The organism is Eikenella sp. Marseille-P7795 (assembly GCF_916618725.1).
Lineage (GTDB): Bacteria > Pseudomonadota > Gammaproteobacteria > Burkholderiales > Neisseriaceae > Eikenella > Eikenella longinqua.
Genome location: NZ_CAKAJZ010000004.1, coordinates 100,660 through 122,257, shown reverse-complemented (window position 1 = coordinate 122,257; position 21,598 = coordinate 100,660). Strand labels below are relative to the sequence as shown.

20 protein-coding genes, 2 tRNA genes and 1 pseudogene are annotated in these 21,598 nt (G+C 59.2%); 8 read left to right on the top strand and 15 right to left on the bottom strand.

Features of this window, described 5'->3' with window-relative positions:
• Positions 1 to 110: 110 nt before the first annotated feature.
• Positions 111 to 186: transfer RNA gene (locus tag LG371_RS07990), tRNA-Thr, on the top strand.
• A gap of 319 nt (positions 187 to 505) precedes the next feature.
• On the opposite strand, the gene pepN is transcribed toward LG371_RS07990, so the two are convergent.
• From pepN to asd, 3 genes are all read right to left on the bottom strand, one after another.
• Positions 506 to 3,187, bottom strand: a complete 2,682-nt coding sequence (pepN, locus tag LG371_RS07985; protein WP_225748214.1) for an aminopeptidase N — start codon at positions 3,185 to 3,187, stop codon at positions 506 to 508.
• Positions 3,188 to 3,476: 289 nt separating this feature from the next.
• Positions 3,477 to 3,842 carry a CZB domain-containing protein gene (locus tag LG371_RS07980; protein WP_067594026.1) on the bottom strand — a complete coding sequence of 122 codons (366 nt, stop codon included), beginning with the start codon at positions 3,840 to 3,842 and terminating at the stop codon, positions 3,477 to 3,479.
• 226 nt (positions 3,843 to 4,068) lie between these two features.
• Positions 4,069 to 5,187 (bottom strand): aspartate-semialdehyde dehydrogenase, encoded by a 1,119-nt coding sequence (gene asd, locus LG371_RS07975; RefSeq protein WP_067594023.1) that lies wholly within the window; start codon positions 5,185 to 5,187, stop codon positions 4,069 to 4,071.
• Between the two features lie 236 nt (positions 5,188 to 5,423).
• Between asd and gap the strand changes: the two genes are divergently transcribed.
• A complete protein-coding gene (gene gap / locus LG371_RS07970) occupies positions 5,424 to 6,452 on the top strand; it encodes a type I glyceraldehyde-3-phosphate dehydrogenase (RefSeq protein WP_067594020.1) in 1,029 nt (342 codons plus the stop codon).
• 133 nt (positions 6,453 to 6,585) lie between these two features.
• On the opposite strand, the gene rpsU is transcribed toward gap, so the two are convergent.
• The 5 genes from rpsU to LG371_RS07945 all read right to left on the bottom strand — a co-directional run bounded on the left by rpsU (position 6,586) and on the right by LG371_RS07945 (position 10,075).
• Positions 6,586 to 6,798 carry a 30S ribosomal protein S21 gene (rpsU, locus tag LG371_RS07965; RefSeq protein WP_067594017.1) on the bottom strand — a complete coding sequence of 71 codons (213 nt, stop codon included), beginning with the start codon at positions 6,796 to 6,798 and terminating at the stop codon, positions 6,586 to 6,588.
• 254 nt (positions 6,799 to 7,052) lie between these two features.
• On the bottom strand, positions 7,053 to 7,481 hold the full coding sequence (locus LG371_RS07960) for a hypothetical protein (protein ID WP_067594014.1): 429 nt from the start codon (positions 7,479 to 7,481) through the stop codon (positions 7,053 to 7,055).
• Positions 7,482 to 7,631: 150 nt separating this feature from the next.
• Positions 7,632 to 8,066 carry a hypothetical protein gene (locus tag LG371_RS07955; RefSeq protein WP_067594011.1) on the bottom strand — a complete coding sequence of 145 codons (435 nt, stop codon included), beginning with the start codon at positions 8,064 to 8,066 and terminating at the stop codon, positions 7,632 to 7,634.
• A gap of 72 nt (positions 8,067 to 8,138) precedes the next feature.
• Positions 8,139 to 8,930 (bottom strand): peptidoglycan editing factor PgeF, encoded by a 792-nt coding sequence (gene pgeF / locus LG371_RS07950; protein ID WP_082890779.1) that lies wholly within the window; start codon positions 8,928 to 8,930, stop codon positions 8,139 to 8,141.
• Entirely contained in the window at positions 8,927 to 10,075 is a 1,149-nt protein-coding gene (locus LG371_RS07945; protein ID WP_067594008.1) for a M14-type cytosolic carboxypeptidase, read from the bottom strand. The genes pgeF and LG371_RS07945 overlap by 4 nt, the downstream gene beginning before the upstream one ends.
• 243 nt (positions 10,076 to 10,318) lie before the next feature.
• On the opposite strand from LG371_RS07945, the gene adk reads away from it, so the two are divergent.
• Both adk and uppS read left to right on the top strand, forming a co-directional pair.
• Entirely contained in the window at positions 10,319 to 10,966 is a 648-nt protein-coding gene (adk, locus tag LG371_RS07940; RefSeq protein ID WP_225748213.1) for an adenylate kinase, read from the top strand.
• Positions 10,967 to 11,110: 144 nt separating this feature from the next.
• Positions 11,111 to 11,857 (top strand): polyprenyl diphosphate synthase, encoded by a 747-nt coding sequence (uppS, locus tag LG371_RS07935; RefSeq protein WP_067594003.1) that lies wholly within the window; start codon positions 11,111 to 11,113, stop codon positions 11,855 to 11,857.
• A 29-nt stretch (positions 11,858 to 11,886) separates the two neighbouring features.
• Here uppS and LG371_RS12410 read toward each other — a convergent pair whose 3' ends face one another.
• Positions 11,887 to 12,177: a hypothetical protein gene (locus LG371_RS12410; RefSeq protein WP_342667770.1), complete on the bottom strand. Its 291-nt coding sequence runs from the start codon at positions 12,175 to 12,177 to the stop codon at positions 11,887 to 11,889.
• A 64-nt stretch (positions 12,178 to 12,241) separates the two neighbouring features.
• Between LG371_RS12410 and LG371_RS07925 the strand changes: the two genes are divergently transcribed.
• Positions 12,242 to 13,132, top strand: coding sequence for a DUF535 family protein (locus tag LG371_RS07925; RefSeq protein WP_067594000.1), 891 nt, complete (start codon positions 12,242 to 12,244; stop codon positions 13,130 to 13,132).
• 267 nt (positions 13,133 to 13,399) lie between these two features.
• Here the strand turns inward: LG371_RS07925 and nth are convergent, their stop codons facing one another.
• The 3 genes and pseudogenes from nth to LG371_RS07910 form a co-directional block, all read right to left on the bottom strand.
• Complete coding sequence (gene nth, locus LG371_RS07920; protein ID WP_225748238.1) at positions 13,400 to 14,035, bottom strand: endonuclease III; 636 nt, start codon at positions 14,033 to 14,035, stop codon at positions 13,400 to 13,402.
• Between the two features lie 96 nt (positions 14,036 to 14,131).
• On the bottom strand, positions 14,132 to 14,347 hold the full coding sequence (locus LG371_RS07915) for a LysM peptidoglycan-binding domain-containing protein (protein WP_225748237.1): 216 nt from the start codon (positions 14,345 to 14,347) through the stop codon (positions 14,132 to 14,134).
• 142 nt (positions 14,348 to 14,489) lie between these two features.
• Positions 14,490 to 16,055: pseudogene (locus LG371_RS07910) on the bottom strand (transglycosylase SLT domain-containing protein); the annotation flags it as partial.
• Positions 16,056 to 16,517: 462 nt separating this feature from the next.
• Here LG371_RS07910 and LG371_RS07905 point away from each other — a divergent pair.
• The 3 genes from LG371_RS07905 (at position 16,518) to LG371_RS07895 (ending at position 18,784) form a co-directional block, all read left to right on the top strand.
• Positions 16,518 to 17,213 (top strand): class I SAM-dependent methyltransferase, encoded by a 696-nt coding sequence (locus LG371_RS07905; RefSeq protein ID WP_156503563.1) that lies wholly within the window; start codon positions 16,518 to 16,520, stop codon positions 17,211 to 17,213.
• 68 nt (positions 17,214 to 17,281) lie between these two features.
• Positions 17,282 to 17,372, top strand: a tRNA-Ser gene (locus LG371_RS07900).
• A gap of 257 nt (positions 17,373 to 17,629) precedes the next feature.
• Positions 17,630 to 18,784 (top strand): PLP-dependent aspartate aminotransferase family protein, encoded by a 1,155-nt coding sequence (locus tag LG371_RS07895; protein WP_067593989.1) that lies wholly within the window; start codon positions 17,630 to 17,632, stop codon positions 18,782 to 18,784.
• A gap of 278 nt (positions 18,785 to 19,062) precedes the next feature.
• On the opposite strand, the gene LG371_RS07890 is transcribed toward LG371_RS07895, so the two are convergent.
• From LG371_RS07890 to LG371_RS07880, 3 genes are all read right to left on the bottom strand, one after another.
• Positions 19,063 to 19,404 (bottom strand): zinc ribbon domain-containing protein YjdM, encoded by a 342-nt coding sequence (locus LG371_RS07890; protein WP_067593986.1) that lies wholly within the window; start codon positions 19,402 to 19,404, stop codon positions 19,063 to 19,065.
• A 166-nt stretch (positions 19,405 to 19,570) separates the two neighbouring features.
• Complete coding sequence (gene leuB, locus LG371_RS07885; protein ID WP_225748212.1) at positions 19,571 to 20,641, bottom strand: 3-isopropylmalate dehydrogenase; 1,071 nt, start codon at positions 20,639 to 20,641, stop codon at positions 19,571 to 19,573.
• Between the two features lie 67 nt (positions 20,642 to 20,708).
• A complete protein-coding gene (locus LG371_RS07880) occupies positions 20,709 to 21,554 on the bottom strand; it encodes a DUF1444 domain-containing protein (RefSeq protein WP_225748211.1) in 846 nt (281 codons plus the stop codon).
• Between the last annotated feature and the right edge of the window lie 44 nt (positions 21,555 to 21,598).

Genomic DNA, 21,598 nt, shown 5'->3' with positions numbered 1-21,598 from the left:
TGAGGCTACCTGAAAAAGCGTTTTCCGTTTTTCAGGTAGCCGATAACAAGGAGAAGAGGCTGGCTGCCGTGTAGGAAAACGCGGCTGCTTCGGCTATAATGCGCGCGTTTGCCGGTATAGCTCAGTTGGTAGAGCAGCGCATTCGTAATGCGAAGGTCGGGGGTTCGACTCCCTTTACCGGCACCAAATGGCAAGCCCCGCTGATGCGGGGCTTTTGCTTGCGCACTGATTGGGCAATGAACAGGCTACCTGAAAGCGTTAGCTTCAACGGAGTTAAAACGAACGAAGTGAGCTTCTGCGCAGCCAAGTTTTTCAGGTAGCCTTTACCTTCACGGATGAGAGGCTACCTGAAAAATATTTCGGCACATCAAACCGGCGGCGGGAATGATAGCGAATTGAATTTAAACCGGTACGGCGTTGGCTTGCTTTGCCGTACTGGTTGCGGTTCGCCGCTTTGTGCCGATTAAATGGAATCCGCTATATCTTCCCGGCCGCCGCTTGCCTGTCAGGCGGAGGCCTGGAGGATTTTGCCGATGATTTCGCCGCTGTCTTTGGAGAGGGCGGGATCGGCGGCGAGTTTTTCCAGCTCGGCGCGCATCAGGCTGCGGCGCTGCGGTTCGAGCTGGGCGCAGATGTTGAAGGCCTGGGCCAGGCGGGCGGCGATTTGCGGGTTGAAGCGGTCGATACGCCCGATTTGGCCGGCAAGGAAGGCGTAGCCGCTGCCGTCTGCGGCGTGGAAGTGCGGCACGTTGCGGCCGAAGCTGCCGAGCAGGGCGCGGGCTTTATTGGGGTTTTCCAGGCTGAAGGCGGGGTGCGCCAGGGCGGCTTGGATTTGCGCGGGGGTGTCGGCGCGGTGGCTGGCGGCAATCAGGGTGAAGTATTTGCACATCACGAGGTCGTCGCTGCGGAACTTGGCGGCAAACTGCTCGAGCAGGCGGTTGCGCTCGGGGCGTTCGTTGTGGTTGATGGCGCAGAGGATGCCCCATTCGTGGGTCATGTTGTGCGCCATTTGCGGATAGCGTTCGGCCACTTCGGCAATGTGCGCGGGGCTGGCGCGCAGGATGAAGGCGCGGCACACGTTGCGCAGGGCGCGCCAGCCAGCTTGCTGCGGGTGGTATTCGTAGGGCTCGGCCAGGCCGGATTGTTCTTCTTCCATGCGGCGGGCTTCGGCGTTGAGAGCGGCGAATTGCTCGGCGAAGTGTGAGGCAATCAAATCGAGCAGGGCTTCGCGGGCGCGGTGGATGATGAGCGGGTCGATATTTTTGCGGCCGGCCCACAGTTCGGCTTCGCCGGGCACGCCGAGCAGCACGGCTTGGAAGGCGGCGCCGATGTCGGCACGCAATACATAATCGATGGCTTGCAACAGGGCGCGGTGTTCGGGCAGGGGGCTACCTGAAACCAGGGCGGCTTCGTTGGCGGCGATGGCGCGGCGGTAGAGGGTTTGCGCGGCTTCCCAGCGGGCGAAGGGGTCGCTGTCGCAGGCGAGCAGCACGGAGAGCTCGTGGTCGCTGTAGGCGTAGTGCAGGTTCACGGGGGCGGAGAAGCCGCGCAGCAGGGAGGGCACGACTTGGCGGTATGCGCCTTCGAATTGCAGCTCGATGTTTTCTTCGGCTTGTTGCAGGGTGAGCACGGCTTCGGTGTGCGTGTTGGCATCGGCAGACAAATTTTCAGGTAGCCTGAAGGGGATTGGCTCGCCGAAGCTATCTTCGTCGGCGCTGAACAGGGCGACTTTGAGCGGAATCATCATCGGCTGTTTGGCGGCCATGTCGGGCGTGGGCGGAATGCTTTGGCGGACGTTGAGCATAAAGCGGTTGCCGGCCTGGAGGCTACCTGAAACTTCCAACACGGGCGTGCCGGCCTGGCTGTACCACAGGGCGAACTGCTCGTAATCGAAGCCGTTGGCGTCGGCCATGGCGGCGCGGAAGTCGTCGCAGGTAACGGCTTGGCCGTCGTGGCGCTGGAAATAGAGCTGCATGCCTTTCTGGAAGCCGGCTTCGCCGAGGAAGGTGTGATACATGCGCACCACCTCGGCGCCTTTTTCATACACGGTGAGGGTGTAGAAATTGTTCATTTCCACATAGCTGGCGGGGCGCACGGGATGGGCAGTGGGGCCGGCGTCTTCGGGGAACTGGTGGGCGCGCAGGAAGGCCACATTCTCGATGCGGCGCACTTCGCGGCTGGCGCGGTCGGCGGAGAATTCTTGGTCGCGGAACACGGTGAGGCCTTCTTTGAGCGAGAGCTGGAACCAGTCGCGGCAGGTTACGCGGTTGCCCGTCCAGTTGTGGAAATATTCGTGGGCGATCACGCCTTCCACGCGCTCGAAGTCGGCATCGGTGGCGCTGCGGCTATCGGCCAGCACGCAGGCGGTGTTGAAAATATTCAAGCCTTTGTTTTCCATGGCGCCCATGTTGAAGTCGCCCACGGCCACCACCATGAAAATGTCCAAATCGTATTCGAGGCCGAAGCGGGTTTCGTCCCAGCGCATGGCGTGTTTGAGCGATTCGATGCCGAAGCGCACTTTGCCGGCATCTTCGGCGCGGGTGAAGAATTCGAGGGCCACTTGGCGGCCGCTTTTTGTGGTGAAGCTGTCGCGGGTGCACACCAAATCGCCGGCCACGAGGGCGAAGAGGTAGCTGGGTTTGGCGAAAGGGTCGTGCCATTCGGCCCAGTGGCGGTTGTCTGGCAGGCTGCCGCTGCCGGTGCGGTTGCCGTTGGAGAGCAGCACGGGGTAGCGGGCGCGGTCGGCGCTGATGCGGGTGGTGTAGATGCCCATCACGTCGGGGCGGTCGGGGTGGTAGGTGATTTTGCGGAAGCCTTCGGGCTCGCATTGGGTGTAGAGGTTGCCGCCGCTCGCGTAGAGGCCCATCAGGGATTTGTTGGCGTGGGGATACAGGCGGGTGGACACGCTGAGGGAGAAGGGCTGGGCGGGAACGTTTGGGATGCTTAGTGTGTTGTTTTCTAAGGTGTAGCTGTTTTCAGGTAGCCTTTGGCCGTTGATGGCGAGGGAGACGAGCTCGGCGGAGCCTTGCAACACGAGTGTGCCGCCGGCATTGGGCTGGGGCTGGATGGAGAGCTCGGCGGCCACGGCGGTGTGCTCTTCGCGGATGTCGAAATCGAGGCGGATGGCGGGCACGAGGTATTCGGGGGCGCGGTAGTCTTTGAGGTAGTGGGCGGTTTGCTGGGGCATGGCGGCGGCCTTGGGGAAAATGGAAAGCGGGTATTCTAGCGCAAAACGGGGCGGAGGGAATTTCAGCTAGCCTTAAGGGCGGGGAAAGGCTACCTGAAAACGAGTGCAGCGAGTTTCTGCGAAGCTAAAATATGAATTGGGGCTGGCGGTTTGCTAAATTTCAGACAGCCTGCTTTGCTTGCGGCTGATATGTTGCGTTTGGTTTGGCAGAACAGGGTTTGCTTGGGATGATGAAAGGCTACCTGAAAAGTAGCGGCATTTTTCAGGTAGCCTTTGGCCGGGTTGTGGTTTATTGGTGGTTGATTTTGTCGTTCAGCTCGAGCAGGCCGTCTTTGACGGTGTTGGAGAGAGCGGGCAGCTCGCGGCGCAGCAGGCTGATGGCTTCGGCGAAATAGCCGTGTTGGTGGGCGTCGAGGATGCGGCCGGCGCATTCGTGGAATTTTTGGTGGGCGAGCAGCACGCGGGAGTATTCGGTGAGGTGGGCGTATTTTTTGCCTTCGCCGTGCAGCCATTTGCCGAGGATGCAGAGGTTGTCCACGCCGATGATGGCGGGGTCGTATTCTTCGGGGTTGCGGTTGCGCAGGGTGAGCTCGAGTTTGTCGATCCAGGCTTTGTGTGCTTCGATGGCGCCGTGCAGGTCTACGATGTCGGCCATGTTTTCTTTTCCTTTCCGATATTTGTAATTGAAATCGAGCGGAAATTCTAGCAGCGGCGCGGCGGGGGAAAACGGCAGGCTTTGTGAAACTTGGGTGGGAAAGGTTAAGGCGGCGGCTTGGGGCGGCAAACTTATTCTTTATGATTGAAACGTTTGGCGGCAACAAACAGGCTACCTGAAAATCTTCAGGTAGCCTTTTGCTTGCTTGAGCGAGGTCAAGGTTTGATTAATCCAGATTGCCCAATACGATGCGCAAGATGCGGCGAATGGGCTCGGCGGCGCCCCAGAGGAGCTGGTCGCCCACGGTGAAGGCGCTGATGTATTCGCCGCCCATGGCGAGCTTGCGGATGCGGCCCACGGGCACGGTGAGCGTGCCAGTAACGGCGGCGGGGGTGAGCGAGGCCATGCTGGCTTCTTTGGTGTTGGGCACCACTTTCACCCAGCTGTTGGCGCCGGCGAGCAGTTTTTCAATCTCGGCCACGCTCAAATCCTGTTTTAATTTCAGGGTGATGGCTTGGCTGTGGCAGCGCATGGCGCCCACGCGCACGCACAGGCCTTCTACGATGGTGGGGCGGCTGCCGCCGAGGATTTTGTTGGTTTCCACGTCGCCTTTCCATTCTTCTTTGGATTGGCCGTTGCCCAAATCCACGTCGATCCACGGAATCAGGCTGCCGGCCAGCGGTACGCCGAAATTGGCTTTGGGGTAGTCGGGCGAGCGCAGGAAGTCGGACACTTTGCGGTCGATGTCGAGGATGGCGCTGGCGGGGTCGGAGAGCTCGGCGGCCACTTGGGCGTGAATCGCGCCCATGCCGCTGATGAGTTCGCGCATGTTTTTGGCGCCGGCACCGGATGCGGCTTGGTAGGTCATGCTGGAAGCCCATTCCACCAGGTCGTTTTGGAAGAGGCCGCCCAAGGCCATGAGCATGAGGGAAACGGTGCAGTTGCCGCCGATGTAGTTTTTCACGCCGTTTTGCAGGGCGGCGTCGATCACGTCGCGGTTTACCGGATCAAGCACGATTACGGCGTCTTCTTCCATGCGCAGGGCGGAGGCGGCATCGATCCAGTAGCCGTTCCAGCCGGACTGGCGCAATTGGGGATACACGGATTTGGTGTAGTCGCCGCCCTGGCAGGTAACGATGATGTCCATTTTGGCCAGCTCGGCGGGGTTGTTGGCATCGAGCAGGGTTTTGGCTGCCTGGCCGAAATCGGGCGCGTTGCCACCCACGTTGGAAGTGGTGAAGAAATACGCTTCGGGGATGTGGGCGAAGTCGTTTTCTTCGCGCATACGCTGCATCAAAACTGAGCCGACCATGCCGCGCCAGCCGACAAATCCTACTTTTTGCATAACTGCTCCTTAATGGGTGAATGTGATGGTAAAGAAGTGTGAAAGGAATCAGGCTGCCTTTTTAACCTTGCGGCGGGGAAAAGTAAAGGGCGGAGCGGCAAAATTATACTTTCAGGTAGCCTCTTAGACGCGGACGGCTGTAGTTTCCGGCATAAAGCCGCTATAATCCACTTTGTTATTTTTTGTCTGCCCGGCCTGTCGGTGCGGGTTTCTCGGAACTTACGAAAGGTGAAAACATGAGTTTGAAGATTGCCATCAACGGTTACGGCCGCATCGGCCGCCAGGTGCTGCGTGCCATTTACGAATACGGTCTGCGCGACCAGTTTGAAGTCGTAGCCATCAACACCGGCGGCGATTTGCAAACCAACGCCCACCTCACCAAGTTCGACACCGCGCACGGCCGTTTTGCTGCCGAAGTGTCGCACGACGACACCCATCTGATTGTAAACGGCGACAAAATCCGCTTCCTGTCGCAGCGCAACCCGGCCGATTTGCCGTGGAAAGAGCTGGGCGTGGATTTGGTGCTGGAATGCACCGGCGCCTTCACCAGCAAAGAGAAGAGCCTGGCGCATATCCGCGCCGGCGCCAAAAAAGTGCTGATTTCCGCCCCCGGCGGCGACGATGTAGACGCCACCATCGTATATGGCGTGAACCACCAAGTGCTCACGCCAGAGATGACCGTGGTGTCTAACGCCTCCTGCACCACCAACTGCCTCGCCCCCGTGGCCAAAGTGCTGGCCGACAGCGTGAGCATTGCCAAAGGCCTGATGACCACCATCCACGCCTTCACCAACGACCAAGTGCTCACCGACGTGAGCCACAAAGACCTGCGCCGCGCCCGCAGCGCCGTGGAAAACATGATTCCCACCAAAACTGGTGCCGCCAAAGCCGTGGGCTTGGTGCTGCCCCAGCTCAAAGGCAAGCTCGACGGCTTCGCCGTGCGCGTGCCCACCATCAACGTTTCGCTGGTGGATTTGACCTTCGAAGCCGGCCGCGATACCAGCGTGGAAGAAATCAATGCGCTCCTGAAGGCCGCCAGCGAAGGCGAGCTGAAAAACGTGTTGGGCTACAACGTCTTGCCGCTGGTGTCTTCCGATTTCAACCACACCACGCAGGCCTCCGTGTTCGACAGCACGCTGACCAAGGTGTCCAACGGCAATATGGTGAAAGTGCTTTCCTGGTATGACAACGAATGGGGCTTCTCCTGCCAGATGTTGAACACTGCCCGTGCCATGTTCGGCATGCCGGTGCGCCCGTTTGAATAAGCAAGATTAAGCGGGCTGAGAAGCCTGCTTAGATGATGAGAAGGCTACCTGAAAAAATTTTCAGGTAGCCTTTATCAATGATTCCAAACAAAAACACAGCCGCTATTGCAGGCTGTGTTTTTATTTGGCCGAATTAATAGTATTTCGGCGGCAGCTGCTGGCTGCGCAGGCGTTTTTGCAAACGTTTTACCGCAGCGGCTTTTTTGCGTTTGCGCTCGGTGGTCGGTTTTTCGTAGGCTTCACGGGCACGCAGCTCGGTGAGCAGGCCGGTTTTTTCGATGGAGCGTTTGAAACGGCGCATCGCTACTTCAAACGGTTCGTTTTCTTTTACGCGAATAGTAGGCATTTGAAATCCTTAAAATGTTTGTGTCGGGCGATTGCGCCCGGGAAAAATGGGGTTGGCTTATCGCTTTTGCACCAGGCGGGCGGTGCGGGCCGGATAAGGGCCGGGGTGGAAATAATCACCTCCTAATCGGGGTGGCTGCACCGGCGGTGCGGTGTGCCGAAATCTGCGGCAGCGAAAAGGGCTGCACGAAAGGCGCGGATTATGGCGGGGAGGGCGGGATTTGTCAAGCGGGGTAGGAGGGTAACTGAATGCGCTTATTGTTTGTTGTAATTGAGAGATGGGTGATAGACAGAGGGTTTGGTACTATTTTGAATGTATTCTTGCAAATGTCCATCTGATTGCAACACATAATACCCGTTGAATTGCTCATATTGTGGGCAGGGTTTGTATTTGTATAGGTTGCCGCTGTTTTCGGTGCAGTACTCTAAGGTAAGCCTGCCGTGTTGAATGTAGCCGCGCACTTTACCGTGTGCTTTGATGATGTTGTCAGATTGGATATGTGCCCACTCGCCGCTTACCGTGTTGCCTTGCTGAATCAGATTCAGGGTAAAGCTGTATAGATTTTCAGGTGATCGCCAGAGGGGTTTGGATGCCCACGACCAATTGCCGGAAAAATTAATATCGGGCATAGCGGCCGTAGATAGGGAAACGGAAAGCAGAAGAAGAATAAAGTATTTTTTCATACTAATCTCATTGATAAGTTAGCGTTTAGTTTTGCCATCAAGAAAACTCATACTTTGGTTTCGTTAAAACATTGCTTTCAGGTAGCCTGTGTTCAGTATGTTCGTACAGTAAGACAGGCTAATGATATGAGCTTATCCATATGATTGTATTTAATTTTTTCTATCCCTATGCCATATGATGTAGGTTTCGGGACGGAAACCGTTGTCTTTGCGTTCCATCAGTGTGTCGTCGGACTGTAGTACGTAATAGCCGAATGATCGGTGGTATTGCGGGCAGGGAGGATAGAGGCTGGATTGGGGGGCAGGGCTTTTTTCGGTGCAGTATTCCAAAGTGAGCCTGCCGTTGCGGATTATGCCACGCACTTTGCCGCTGCTGTCGGGAACGTTTTCTTGGGAGGCACGGCTGATGCTGTGCGACCATTTGCCGCTTACCGTATCACCTTGCTGCTCGAGGCTCATCTTGAATTGGTTGTCGATAGAGCCATCAACCTCCCTCCCTACCCAGTGGCCGGAAAAATCGGCGGGCGGCCGTGCTATGGCGGGAAGGGCGGTGGCGAGCAGAAGGAAGGGGAGGAATGCTTTCATAACGTTGCTTTGCGCCTTATTTGATAATTTTGATTTTATAGGGATTTAATTTTTCAGGTAGCCTTTGCCTGCTCACTCGGGGCTGAGCCATACGGCGCTGACCATGCGGCCGGTTTGGCCGTCGCGGCGGTAGGAGAAGAAGCGGTCGCGTTCGAGCACGGTGCAGTGTTCGCCGCCATAGATTTGGCTGACGCCGGCGCGGCGCAGGGTTTGGGTGGCGAGCAGGTAGATGTCGGCGAGGTATTTGCCGCTGCCGATGGGCTGGAAGGCGGCTTCGGCGGCGGGATCGACTTGGGTGAAGGCGGTGAGCACGTCGGCGCCCACTTCGAAGGCGTCGGGGCCGATGGCGGGGCCGAGCCAGGCGAGGATTTCTGCGGGCGGGGTTTGCATGGCGGCGATGGTGTTTTCCAACACGCCGCCGGCGAGCCCGCGCCAGCCGGCATGGGCGGCGGCCACGGCGCTGCCGGCGCGGTTGCAGAATAAGACGGGCAGGCAGTCGGCGGTCATCACGGCGCAGGCGGCGCGGCCGCTGCGGTCGAAGGAGGCGTCGGCTTCGGGCGGGGCGGCCAGGCTTTCGGCGGCGGCCACGGCGCGGTTGCCGTGTACTTGGCGCAGGTAGGCAGGCGGCAGGGGGATGTGCGCCTGCACGCGGCGGCGGTTTTCGGCTACGGCGGCGGGGTCATCGCCCACGTGGTCGCCCACGTTGAGGCTGGCAAAGCGGCCTTGGCTGACGCCGCCTTGGCGGGTGGTGATGAGGGTGCGGACGTTGGCGGGGGCGGGCCAATCGGCGTGCAGGAGGCTACCTGAAATTTCAGGTAGCCCTAATCCGGCGGCGAGGCTGTTGGGGGAGAGGGAAGGGTTCATGCGGTTTTGCCTGTGTCGCGCAGTTGGGGGCAGACGGCGAGGATGGCGCTGAGGATGGCTTCGCCCAGGCGCAGGGAGCGTTGGCCGTTCCAGCCGAAGTCGTCGTCGGGGAGGTTGATGTTGTCTTTGAAGGGCATTTCGAGGGTGTAGGAGAGGCAGCCGAAGGTTTCGCCTACATAGGATTTGGCGATGGCGAGGTTGGCTTGGCCGGGGGCGGCTTTGGGGTAACCGTGTTCGTCTTGGAAGTCGGGGCTGGCTTGCTGCAAGGCGGTTTTGAAGGCGGCTTCGAGCGCGGCGATGCGGGGGCTGTAGGAGGGGTTGCCTTCGGCGCCGGATACGAACACATAGGGCAGGGTTTCTTCGCCGTGGATGTCGAGGAAGAGATCGACGCCGGTTTCGTGCATTTTTTGGCGCACGGCATACACTTCGGGGCTGCGCTCGGGGCTGGGGTTTTGCCATTCGCGGTTGAGGTCGGCGCCGGCGGCGTTGGTGCGCTGGTTGCCGAGGCTGGCGCCGTCGGGATTCATATTGGGGACGACGTAGAAGGTGGCGCGGTCGAGCAGGGCGCGGGCGGTGGGGTCTTGGTGGTCGAGCAGGCGGGAGAGGAAGCCTTCGATAAACCATTCGGCCATGCTTTCGCCGGGGTGCTGGCGGGCGGTGAGCCAGATTTTAAGGTCGCTGGCGGCTTGGTGGCCGATGGTGAGCAGGTTGAGGTCGCGGCCTTGCAGGGTGCTGCCGAGGTCGTCGATTTGGCACAGGCCGCTGCCTTGGGCATCGCCGAGGAGGTTGAGGTGCTGTTCGTGGGAATAGGGCTCGAAATAGGCGTAGTACACGCTGCCGGCCAGGGGGGTGTGCTCGATGGTGAGCACGCCGTTTTCATATCGGGTGGGCACGCGGAACCAGTTGCTGCGGTCGTAGGAGGCGGTGGCTTGGTAGCCTTCCCAGCCTTCGGGGTAGCTGGCGGCGCCGGCGTTTTCGATGCGGATGTGGCAGGGCTGGTAGGCGGCACCCTGCAGGCGGAAGTAAAACCATTGGCTGAAGGGGGCGGCATTGTCGCCGCGCAGGGCGAGGCGGATGTTTTGGCTGTCGGCGCTGTCGATGACGCTGATGGCGCCGGCATCGAAGTTGCTGCTGATCTTGGGCATGGCGGTCTCGTTGCGGAATGAACGTGGAGCGGGGATTGTAATGCTTTTCAGGTAGCCTTTCTAGGCTGGGCGCGGAAGGGGAAACGGCGGCAAAAGCTGGATTTTTTGCGGCGGGGGCTCTAAACTGCGCGGCGGACGGGCGCCGACGCCGCAAAACTGCGCGAAAAGCTGGCGGTTTGCGATTTTTAGGCAGCCTCAAAATTTTGCTTTTTCCTGTTTTTCAATCAAATAAAGGACGAAACCATGAAAATCTTGCTACTCGGCGCGCCCGGCGCCGGCAAAGGCACCCAGGCTCAATTCATCACCGCCGCCTTCGGCATCCCGCAGATTTCCACCGGCGACATGCTGCGCGCCGCCATCAAAGCGGGCACCCCGCTGGGCTTGGAAGCCAAAAAGATTATGGACGCAGGCGGCCTGGTGCGCGACGACATCATCATCGGCATGGTGAAAGAGCGCATCGCCCAGCCCGATTGCCAAAACGGCTTTTTGTTCGACGGCTTCCCGCGCACCCTGGCGCAGGCCGAAGCCATGCAAGAGGCCGGCGTGTTGCTGGATGCCGTGGTGGAAATCGACGTGCCCGACGCCGTCATCCTCGAGCGCATGGCCGGCCGCCGCGTGCACCTGCCCTCCGGCCGCACCTACCACATCCGCCACAATCCGCCCAAAGTGGAAGGCAAAGACGACATCACCGGCGAAGACCTCATCCAGCGCGACGACGACCGCGAAGAACCCGTGAAAACCCGCCTGGATGTGTACCACAAACAAACCGCCGTGCTCATCGGCTTCTACAGCCGGCTCACCGGCAGCGACGCCCCCAAATACATCAAAATCGACGGCACCCAGCCCGTGGAGAGCGTAAAAGCCGCCGTATTGTCTGCCCTGGGCAAATAAGGCTTTTTATTTGATGGAAACATTTTCAGGTAGCCCCTTATCCGCTTGAGGCTACCTGAAAAACCGGCAAAGCCAAAAATCCGGCCTTCTGCCAGCCACACCCACACCCGCAACCCACCGGCGGCTCCCCGCCCGAGGACAAACATGAGCAGCAGCACCCAAACCATCCCCGAGCGCACCAACATCCCGCGCCACGTTTGCGTCATCATGGACGGCAACGGCCGCTGGGCCAAAAAACGCCTGCTGCCCCGCGTGATGGGGCACAAACGCGGCGTAACCGCATTAGAAAACCTCGCCGCCCGCTGCATCGAGCTCGGCGTGGAATACCTCACCGTGTTCGCCTTTTCCACCGAAAACTGGCGCCGCCCCGAAGACGAAGTCTCCTTCCTGATGAAACTTTTCTTGCAGGCGCTCGAAGTGAAAGTGGCCAAAATGCACGAAAACAGCATGCGGCTCAAAATCATCGGCAACCGCAGCCGCTTCCCCGCCGCCATCGTGGCCGGCATCGAAGCCGCCGAGAAGCTTACTGCCGCCAACACCGGCCTCACCCTCACCGTGGCTGCCGACTACGGCGGCCGCTGGGACATCCTGCAAGCCGCCAACCAACTGATTGCCGAAGGCAAAAGCGAAATCAGCGAAGAAGACCTCTCGCAGCGCCTCTCCCTAGCCGAAGCCCCCGAGCCCGACCTGTTTATCCGCACCGGCGGCGAAACCCGCATCAGCAACTTCATGCTCTGGCAAATGGCCTACGCCGAATTTTATTTCACCTCCGCCCTGTGGCCCGATTTCGACGCCGCCGAGTTCGATAAAGCCATCGCCTCCTTCCGCGTGCGCGAACGCCGCTTCGGCCGCACCAGCGAACAATTGCCGGCAGACCAGCAGCGGGCGTAATCAAGCAGCTTGCCGACATGCCGAACAGGCTACCTGAAAATAGCTTCAACCAAGCAAACCAAACGCAGCAGCGTTCTGCGAAGCGGAAACTTTTTCAGGTAGCCTGTTTTATGTTGGTTTGAAGCGCGGGCGGAAGGCGCCGGAGCCTGCCTTGCAAGGCAGCAGGCAAATCGGGTAAGCTTGGCCGCCTTTGGCAGGCCGGTTTGCCTGCCGATTTCTAATTTATCGTGAACTCGTTTTAAACCAGGGCTGCGTTGTCTCGCCTTGCCGTACTCCTGCACTGTCTGCGGTTTCGCCGCCTTGTCCTGATTTAAATTCAATCCACTATATTTCCAGCGGCTTGCCCGGCGGGCAGCCCGCCATTGCGCACGAATAGCGAAGTTTATGTCTGATTTATTTCACTTTCCCACGTTTGACGAACAATATCCCGCCCTGCGCGAACGCGGCTTGCGCAAATATGCGGTGGTGTATCTGCGCGACAAAATCCAGCGCATCCTAGCGCGGCGGCAGTGCGATCAATTTGTGGAGTTTATCAATCAACACCCGATGTGGGCGCCCGTGTTTCAGCACAATCCCTATGCCGCCCGCGCCGTGCTCGACACTTATGCCGACAACCGTTTCGGCAAGGAAGCGCGTTTGCAGGCGGTGTTGGCGAACTTCACGCTGGCCGAGGCCAAGCCTTCTGCCGAGAAGTGGCAGGAGCTGGTGGCGCGGCGCACGGTGGTGCTCAACCATCCGGCGCCCGAGCTTTCCATCAGCTTGAATATCAACCATAAAGACCCGTTGGAAGGCTTCTTTTTGGTGAGCCTGCAAAGCACTGAGCGCAGCCGCATTTACGATGCCGTGTTCAGCTTTATTGCGCCCAACGGCCTGCTGATTACCTCCATCCAAGGCCCGCACAGCGAAGATGCGCCCGAGCTTATCCGCCACACCACCAAGCAGCTGCACGGCGTGCGGCCGATGTTTATGATGGTGAACGTATTCAAGCTGATGGCGGCCGAGCTGGGCTGCGAGCTCTACGGCATCCCGCACAAAAGCCAGGCCAAATTCCGTTGGAACGACTCCAGCCGCCTGCTGTTCAACTACGATGCCTTCTGGCAGGAAAACCAAGGCCGGCTCGATGCCAACGGCTATTGGCACCTGCCCGCGCAAATCGAGCGCACGCCGCTGGAAGAAATCCAAAGTAAAAAACGCTCGATGTACCGCAAGCGTTATGAAATGCTGGACACGCTGGAGCAGGATATCCGCCGTTTCTTCCGTTCGGCAAGCGATTGATTGTTTGGTGGAATAGGCTGATTATTGGTTTTCAGGTAGCCTCCTGTTTGGCAGGGGCTACCTGAAAAAATGAATGCTCAATCAAGCCCCGTATTTTTCAGGTAGCCTTTCTTGGCGGCAAGAGGCTACCTGAAAAATGCGGGGCTGGTTTGCGTGGGTTGGGGCTATAGCGGATCAAATTGGCTTTCGATACCAGGCAGCGAGCCGCAGACAGTACAGAAGTACGGCAAGGCGAGCTAACGCCGTAGCGAAAGTTAAGTTGGTTCGCTATAAAAACGGTTTGCCTTGGTATTCGCACAGGTCGTACACGATGCATTCGTGGCACAGCGGTTTTTGCGCTTTGCAGGTATAGCGGCCGTGCAGGATGAGCCAGTGGTGGGCGTTGAGCAGGAATTCTTTGGGCACGAGGCGCATGAGTTTGTCTTCCACTTCGCGCACGTTTTTGCCGGGAGCGAGCTTCATGCGGTTGGCCACGCGGAAGATGTGGGTGTCCACGGCCATGGTGGGCTGGCCGAAGGCGGTGTTGAGCACGACGTTGGCGGTTTTGCGGCCGACGCCGGGCAGCGCTTCGAGCTCTTCTCTGGTGTGCGGCACTTGGCCTTGGTGTTTTTCCAGCAGCAGGCGGCAGGTGGCGATGATGTGTTTGGATTTGGTTTGGTAGAGGCCGATGGTGCGGGTGTATTCCATCAGGCGTTCCAGGCCTAAATCGAGGATGGTCTGCGGGGTGTTGGCCACGGGGAAGAGCTTGGCGGTGGCTTTGTTGACGCCTTTGTCGGTGGCTTGGGCGGAGAGGAGGACGGCGATGAGGAGCTCGAAGGGGCTGTGGAAAACGAGCTCGGTGGTGGGGTGTGGGTTGGCATCGCGCAGGCGTTGGAAGATTTCGCGGCGTTTTTGTGCGTTCATGGCTGGGGATGGGGGAATGTGTGGGGCGGGGCGTAAATATTTTCAGGTAGCCTTTGGAGGCTACCTGAAAATTGGGCGGCGGTGTGCAAGCGGCAATCAGGTGCCGCCAGATACGCGCAGCCTTTGGCCGGGGCGCAGCATGCTGCCGCTGAGGTTGTTGCTGCGTTTGATGTCGGCCACGGAGGTGTTGTAGCGGCGGGCGATGGGTTGCAGGGGTCGCCGCTGCGCACGTGTGGGAGACGGTTTGCTGGCGGGCGTTGCGGCTGTTGCCGCGTTCGTTGCGCTCGCTGCGGTTGTCGGCACGGTTGCCATGGCGTTCGTTGCGGCTGTCGGCGCGGCTATTGCTGCGGTTGTCGGCGTGGCGGGCGGCGCTTTGGTTGGTGGCACTGCTGCTCACGCGCAACACTTGGCCGGGGCGGATGTTGTTGCCGCGGATGTTGTTGGCGCGGCTGAGCTCGGCTACGTCCATGTTGTAGCGGCGGGCGATGCCGTAGAGCGATTCACCGGCCTGCACTTTGTGGGTAACGGTTTGGTTGGCGCGGCGTTGGGCCTGCTGTTCTTGGCGGGCGGCGCGGCGCTGCTCGGAACCGGTGTTGCTGGCCAGGCGGGCAAAGCCGCTGTTGGCCGGGCGGCGCGCTTCGGCTTGGGCTTGAGCGAGGGCTTCGGCGGCTTCGCTTTGCGCCAGCGAGGCGCGCACGGAGGCGGCAGCGCGCTCGGCGATGTCGGCGTCGGCATCGCTATCGGAAGGGGTGTTGCCGCTGTCGGAAGTGTTGGCGGCCAAAGCCATCAGCGGGTCGGGCTGGATCGCAGCGTTGTCGGCCAGGGCGGGCTCGCTTTCGCGGATGCCGTCGGCAGGTTTGGCGGCGGCAACGGCGGGTTTGGCTTGCTCTGGTGCGGGTTGTGCGGAGGCCAGCTGAACGGGTACGGCCGGCGTTCTGGCGGCGGGGGATGCGGCGGCAGGGGTGTTCACAGCCGGAGCGGGATTGTTTTGTGCCAACTGAACGGGCGGTTGTCTGCGGACGGGGGCGGGCTCGGGTGCGGCAACGGGTTTGGCGGCGGCCACATAAGGAGCAGGCTGCGCTTCGTTGCGGGCAATATTGCTGCTGCGGGCGGGCTCGGGCTGGGCGGTGCCGCTGTTTTGGCGGATCAGGCGGCCCAGCGGGTCGTCGGCGGGTTTGTTGTCGGCCAGCATCTGCACGCCGCGGCCGAGCTGGCTGTTGTTCAGGCTGTTTTTGGCCACGAGGATGGGCAGACCGGCGCGGATGGTGTTGCTGCTCAGGCCGTTGGCGCGGCGCAAATCGCCCACGCTGATGCCGCTGCGGTCGGCGATGTCGCTGAGGGTGGTGGCGCCGTCGGATCGCAGGATGTCGTAGGAAAGCAGGGATTCTTTGGGTGTGCTGCGCAGGTTGCGCTCGAAGGCGTTGACCGCGCCCACGGGCAGCAGCAGTTTGCGCTGGCCTCCTTCGGGCAGGAACACGGGCACTTTGAAGCTGGGGTTCAGCGCCTCAAACTCGGCCTGGCTGATGTTGGCCAGGCGGGTGATGGCGTTGATGTCCATCGGGCTTTCGATGTTGATGGCTTGGAAATAGGGCTTGTTTTCGATGTTGGAAAGGTTCAGGCCGAACACCTGCGGGTTGTTTACCAGGTTGCGCACGGCGAGGAGCTTGGGCACGTAGTTGCGCGTTTCGTTCGGCATGTTGAGGTTTTCGTAGATCGGCTCGAGGCCTTGGTTGCGGGTGCGGTTTACGGCGCGACTCACGTTGCCTTCGCCCCAGTTGTAGGCGGCAAGCGCGAGCGACCAGTCGCCGAACATGTTGTGCAGGTATTGCAGATAGTTCAGCGCGGCGTCGGTGGAGGCGTAGATGTCGTGGCGGCCGTCGTAGATGTTGTTTTGCGCGAGGCCGTAGTGGCGGCCGGTGGCGGGCATAAACTGCCACAGGCCGGAAGCGCCCACGTGGGAGCGGGCTTTGGTGACGAATGCGCTCTCGATAAATGGCAACAGGGCGATTTCGGAGGGCATGTTGCGCTTTTCCACTTCGGAGAGAATGTGGTAAAGATAGGGGCGGCTGCGCTCCACGGTGCGGTTGAAATAGGCGCTGCGGGTGCTGTAGTAGGTTTCGTGGCGGCGCACGATTTCGGGATTAACTTCGCTTAAGCGGAAATCTTGCCGCATGCGGCCCCAGAGGTTGTTGTGGTTGGCGGAGGGGTTGCGCAGGATGGTGGCGTTGAGGTTGGTGATGGCGGAGGCGATTTGCTCGGCGGTGTAGGTTTGCGCGAAAGCAGCTGTGGGGAGGCCTAGGCTTAATACGGCGAGGGAAAGAAGTTTTAATTTACTCATGGCAGGCGTGTTTGCTTGATTTAACGTTATGATTAGCTAAAATTTTTTGGATATTAAGGGCTGGGTTGCGGCGGTGTCAAGCCGCAGGCGGGACGTTTTCACTTGATTTACATCTCAAAAGCTGAATGATAGCACGGGGGCAACATGATAGAGGAATTTAGATTGGCCGCTTGGCTGGATGAAACCGCACCGGGAGGCTACCTGAAAAAATTGGAGCAGGCGTTTTTTAGCAGCCAGCTGAATGATTTGCACGGCTTGATTGTGGCAGCTTCGTTTTGCGGCTGGAGCTGCTGGCCGGAGCAGGTGTTGCGGCTGGGGCGGCATGCGGGGGCGGTGGATGTGGTGTGCGCGCTGCCGCAGCTGCCGCTGGCTTCGGGCAGTGTGCAGGTGTTGCTGCTGCCACACGGTTTGGAGTTGTGCGGGCAGCGGCGGGAGCTGCTGCTGGAGTGTTTTCGCGTGTTGGCACCGTATGGGCGGCTGGTGTTCAGCGGGTTTAACCCGTATTCGCTGTGGCGCTTGGGGCTACCTGAAAAAGATTTGGGCTTGCGCAGGAATGCCCTGCCGCTGCCGCAGGTGCGCAAGCTGCTGGATGAAACGGGGTTTCGGCCGGAGCTGGGGCGCTTTATGGCTTATGTGCCGCCGTTTGCGGGTGAGCGGGCGCTGCGGCGCTGGCAGTTTATGGAGCTGGCGGGCAACCGCTGGTGGCCGGCGGGGGCGGCGGCTTACGGCTTGGTGGCGGTGAAAACGGTGTATCCGCTCACACCGCTGGCGGAAAAGTCGGGCAGGCGGCGGGAAGAGGAGGCGCTTTCGCTGTTGCCGGGAAATTGCCGGCAGGGGTGAGGGGCGAAAACGTATGGTAAAAACAGTTGTGTTGTGCGGAGGGCTTGAGTATAATCCGCGCTTACCTCGGAAAGGTGGATGAGTGGTTGAAGTCGCACGCCTGGAAAGCGTGTATACGTGAATAGCGTATCGAGGGTTCGAATCCCTTCCTTTCCGCCAGAATTGATTTTGCAGAGCTTCGGGCTTTGCCGCTAAGAAGAAAAACAGCCAGCCACACCGCGCTCGGCTGTTTTTTTTGTATGCATTGCAGCCGTCAAACAGGCTACCTGAAAGCGATGTCTTGGCGAAGCCAAGGCTGAGTTTCTGCGAAGCTAAAGCGTGAGCTTCAACGGAGTGGAGCGATGTCTTGCGGAGCAAGGCTGAGTTTCTGCGAAGCCAAAACGTGAGCTTCAACGAAGTTAAACAAGGAGAACCCCATGCGTTTCGACACCGAAATCATCCACAGCAGCTACAACTCGGATGAGCACAACCGCGCCATCATGCCGCCGATTTACCAAAACAGCATGTTTGCCATGCACCAAATCGGCGAAAACATCCCCTACCGCTATTCCCGCCTGGCCAACCCCACGCGCAAAGTGTTGGAAGACACCGTGGCCGCGCTGGAGCACGGCTGCGCCGGTTTCGCCTTCGGCAGCGGCATGGCCGGCATCGACGCCGTGTTCCGCACCGTATTGCGCCCGGGCGACACCGTTGTGGCCGTGGCCGACATCTACGGCGGCGCCTACGACCTGCTCACCGAAGTGTACAGCCAATGGGGCGTAAACGTAGTGTTTGCCGACCTCACGCTACCTGAAAACCTAGACGCGCTCCTGGCCGCGCACCAAGTGAAGCTCGTGTGGCTGGAAAGCCCGAGCAACCCGCTGCTGCGGCTGGTGGACATCCCCTTGCTGGCGCAGAAAGCCAAAGCCGCCGGCGCCGTAGTGGGCATCGACAACACCTTCGCCACGCCTTATCTGCAAAACCCGCTCGACATGGGCTGCGACATCGTGTTCCATTCCGCCACCAAATACCTGTGCGGCCATTCCGACGTGCTGATGGGCATCGTGGTGGCCAAGGAAGAGGCGATGGCCAAGCGATTGCAAAGCACGTTGGTGAACACCGGCGGCGTGGCCGGGCCGATGGATTGCGCGCTGGTGTTGCGCGGCATCAAAACCCTTTCCGTGCGCATGAAGCAGCACCTGGCCAACGCCGCCGAACTCGCCCGCCGCTTGGAGCAGCATCCGGCGGTGGAAAAAGTGTTCTACCCCGGCCTGCCGAGCCATGAGCACCACGAGCTGGCCCGGCGCCAAATGCGCGGCTTCGGCGGCGTGGTGTCGGTATATCTGAAAAACGACAGCCAGGCGGCGGCCGATTCGGTTATCCGCCATCTGAAACTTTTGCACATGGCCGCCAGCCTGGGCGGGGTGGAAAGCCTGGTGAACCATTCTTTCAGCCAGTCGCACAGCGGCATGAGCCGCGAAGTGAAGGAAAAGCTGGGCATCCGCGAAGGCCTGCTGCGCTTCTCCGTGGGCATCGAAGATATCGAGGATATTTGGCAGGATATCGATACGGCCTTGAATACCACGCTGTAAGGCTTCCGCCGAAACAAGCAAAAAGCTACCTGAAAACAGTTTGGATGTTTTCAGGTAGCCTTTATTGGGTTTGAACGGCTTGGAAGTTTGGCAAAGAGGCTACCTGAAAAATTTATAGTGAATTGAATTTAAAACGTTACAGCGTTGGCTCGCCTTGCCGTACTACTTGTACTGTCTGCGGCTCGCCGCCTTGTCCCGTTTTAAATTTAATCCACTATAGCTTCGCAGAAACTTTGCTGCGCTGCGTTTTCAGGTAGCCTTTTGTGTGGCCGGAAGACTTAGGCCTTTTTCACAAACTCGGCTTTTAAATTCAATGCCGTGCCGTTTACTTTGCAGGCGATGGCGTGGTCGCCTTCTTGCAGGCGGATGTTTTTCACTTTGGTGCCTTGCTTCACCACCAGCGAGCTGCCTTTCACTTTGAGGTCTTTAAGCAGAACCACGCTGTCGCCGTTGGCGAGCGGTGCGCCGTGGGCGTCGGTAACGGCCAAGCCGGCTTCGCCTTCAGCGGCTTCGGCGGCTTGCGCCGGCCATTCGTGGGCGCACTCGGGGCAGATGAGGTTGTCGCCGTCTTGGTAGACGTATTCGGATTGGCATTGTGGGCAGGGCGGAAGGGTGGACATAAGTTTTCCTTGTGGTTTGAAAGGGTTGAGGCTACCTGAAAAATGCGAAACGGCTTTTGGCCGGGCGGAAATGTTTTAACTTCGTTGAAGCTGGCGTTTTAGCTTCGCAGAAACTCAGCCTTGGCTTCGCCAAGACATCGTTTTCAGGTAGCCTGTTTGCGGCGGCTTATAGGGCGGCGAGCACGGCGTCGCCCATGCCGGAGCAGGACACGAGGGTGGTGCCTGCTTCGTGGATGTCGCCGGTGCGCAGGCCTTGTTGCAGCACTTTTTGCACGGCGTTTTCAACTTGTTGCGCGCGGGTTTCATCGCCCAGGCTGTAACGCAGCAGCATGGCGAGCGAGAGGATGGTGGCCAGCGGGTTGGCTTTGTTTTGCCCGGCGATGTCGGGGGCGGAGCCGTGCGAGGGTTCGTAGAGGCCTTTGCCGTTTTCGTCGAGCGAGGCGGAGGGCAGCATGCCGATGGAGCCGGTGAGCATGGAGGCTTCGTCGGAGAGGATGTCGCCGAAGATGTTGCCGGTGGCGATGACGTCGAATTGTTTGGGCGCGCGCACGAGCTGCATGGCGGCGTTGTCCACATACATGTGGGAGAGCTCGACGTCGGGGTATTGTTTGCCGATTTCTTCGAAGATTTCGCGCCACAGTTCGGTGGTTTCCAATACGTTGGCTTTGCCCACGGAGCAGACTTTTTTGCTGCGTTTTTGGGCGGATTGGAAGGCGACGTGGGCGATGCGGCAGATTTCGCTTTCGCTGTATTTCATGGTGTTGTAGCCTTCGCGCTCGCCGTTTTCCAGCACGCGGATGCCGCGCGGTTCGCCGAAGTAGATGTCGCCGGTGAGTTCGCGCACGATGAGGATGTTGAGGCCGGCTACGATTTCGGGCTTGAGGGTGGAGGCGTTGGCCAGCTCGGGGTAGAGGATGGCGGGGCGCAGGTTGGCGAATAAATTCAAATCTTTGCGGATGGCGAGCAGGCCGCGTTCGGGGCGCAGCGGGCGTTCGAGGTTGTCGTATTGGGGCGAGCCGACGGCGCCGAGCAGCACGGCGTCGGCTTGGCGGCAGAGGTTTTGCGTGAATTCGGGATAGGGGCTGCCGTATGCGTCGTAGGCTTCGCCGCCGAGCGGGGCGTATTCGTAGGATACGTTTAGCCCTTGGGCGATGAGTTTGTCGAGCACGCGCACGGTTTCGTGGATGATTTCGGGGCCGATGCCGTCGCCGCGGAGGATGGCTAGTTTTTTGGTCATGGATAAATCCTTGTGGGAGGTTGGGAATGGTTTTTCAGGTAGCCTTTCAGGGAGGCTACCTGAAAATCTAATGGGGTTGGAAAAGGCTGATTTTGCCGTTGTGGTATTGGTAAAGCTGGGTGGAAATTGCGTAGGGGCCTTCTTCTTCCAGTTGCTGTGCGGCGGTTTTCAAGGTTTTGACGGCTTTGCTGTCGGAGGGGTTGCACAGCATTAATGTGTTGCGCCTGGGTAGGATGAAGATGGGGTTGTCGGATAGCACGGGGTCTTCCGGGAGGATGCTGCCTAACAATAAGCTCAGGGAGGCGTCGTAAACGGTATCAAGCATGATTTGGCTGAGGCTGCTGTTTTCTATGCGGGCGATTTCGATTTTGCCCTGCATGTGCTGCCATAAGTTGTCTATGGCGGTTTGATGCAGCATTTCATGGCCGTTGATGCCGATGGCTTCCTGGTTGAGGAAACGCATGGTTTCTCCGCTGTCTGCCACATAGGCAAGCACGATGTCGCCGGCAATGGGGTAGCAAATGACGGCGTTGTCCAAATCGGTATCGGGATGGTTTGCCTGGTGCATCTGCCGTATGTTTTCCAGCCAAAGTGCGTCTTTGATTACGGGAAAAATCTGTTCGGCGCGAAGCGGCGGGGTAGGCTCGAGCATTTGCCTTACGGTGGCGATGTTAGCGGCGAGGATGGCTTCCAGTTCTTCGGGGTCGTCGAGATAATTGGCGTAGTGGTTGCCAAGGTAGAGCTGGCCGTTGTTGCGGGTAACCAGCACGGTGGTGTCTTCCAAATTGTTGCCCCACTGGATTTCCACTTCTTCATGGCAGTCTTGGCGGATGCGCTGGGCGAATAGTTCGGTGAATTGAACCCAACTTAATAATTTTTGGCGGCCGCCAAACAGTTTTTTGAAAAACGACATCTCTATTATTATGCTCCTTTTAGGGTTCAGGCTACCTAAAAATT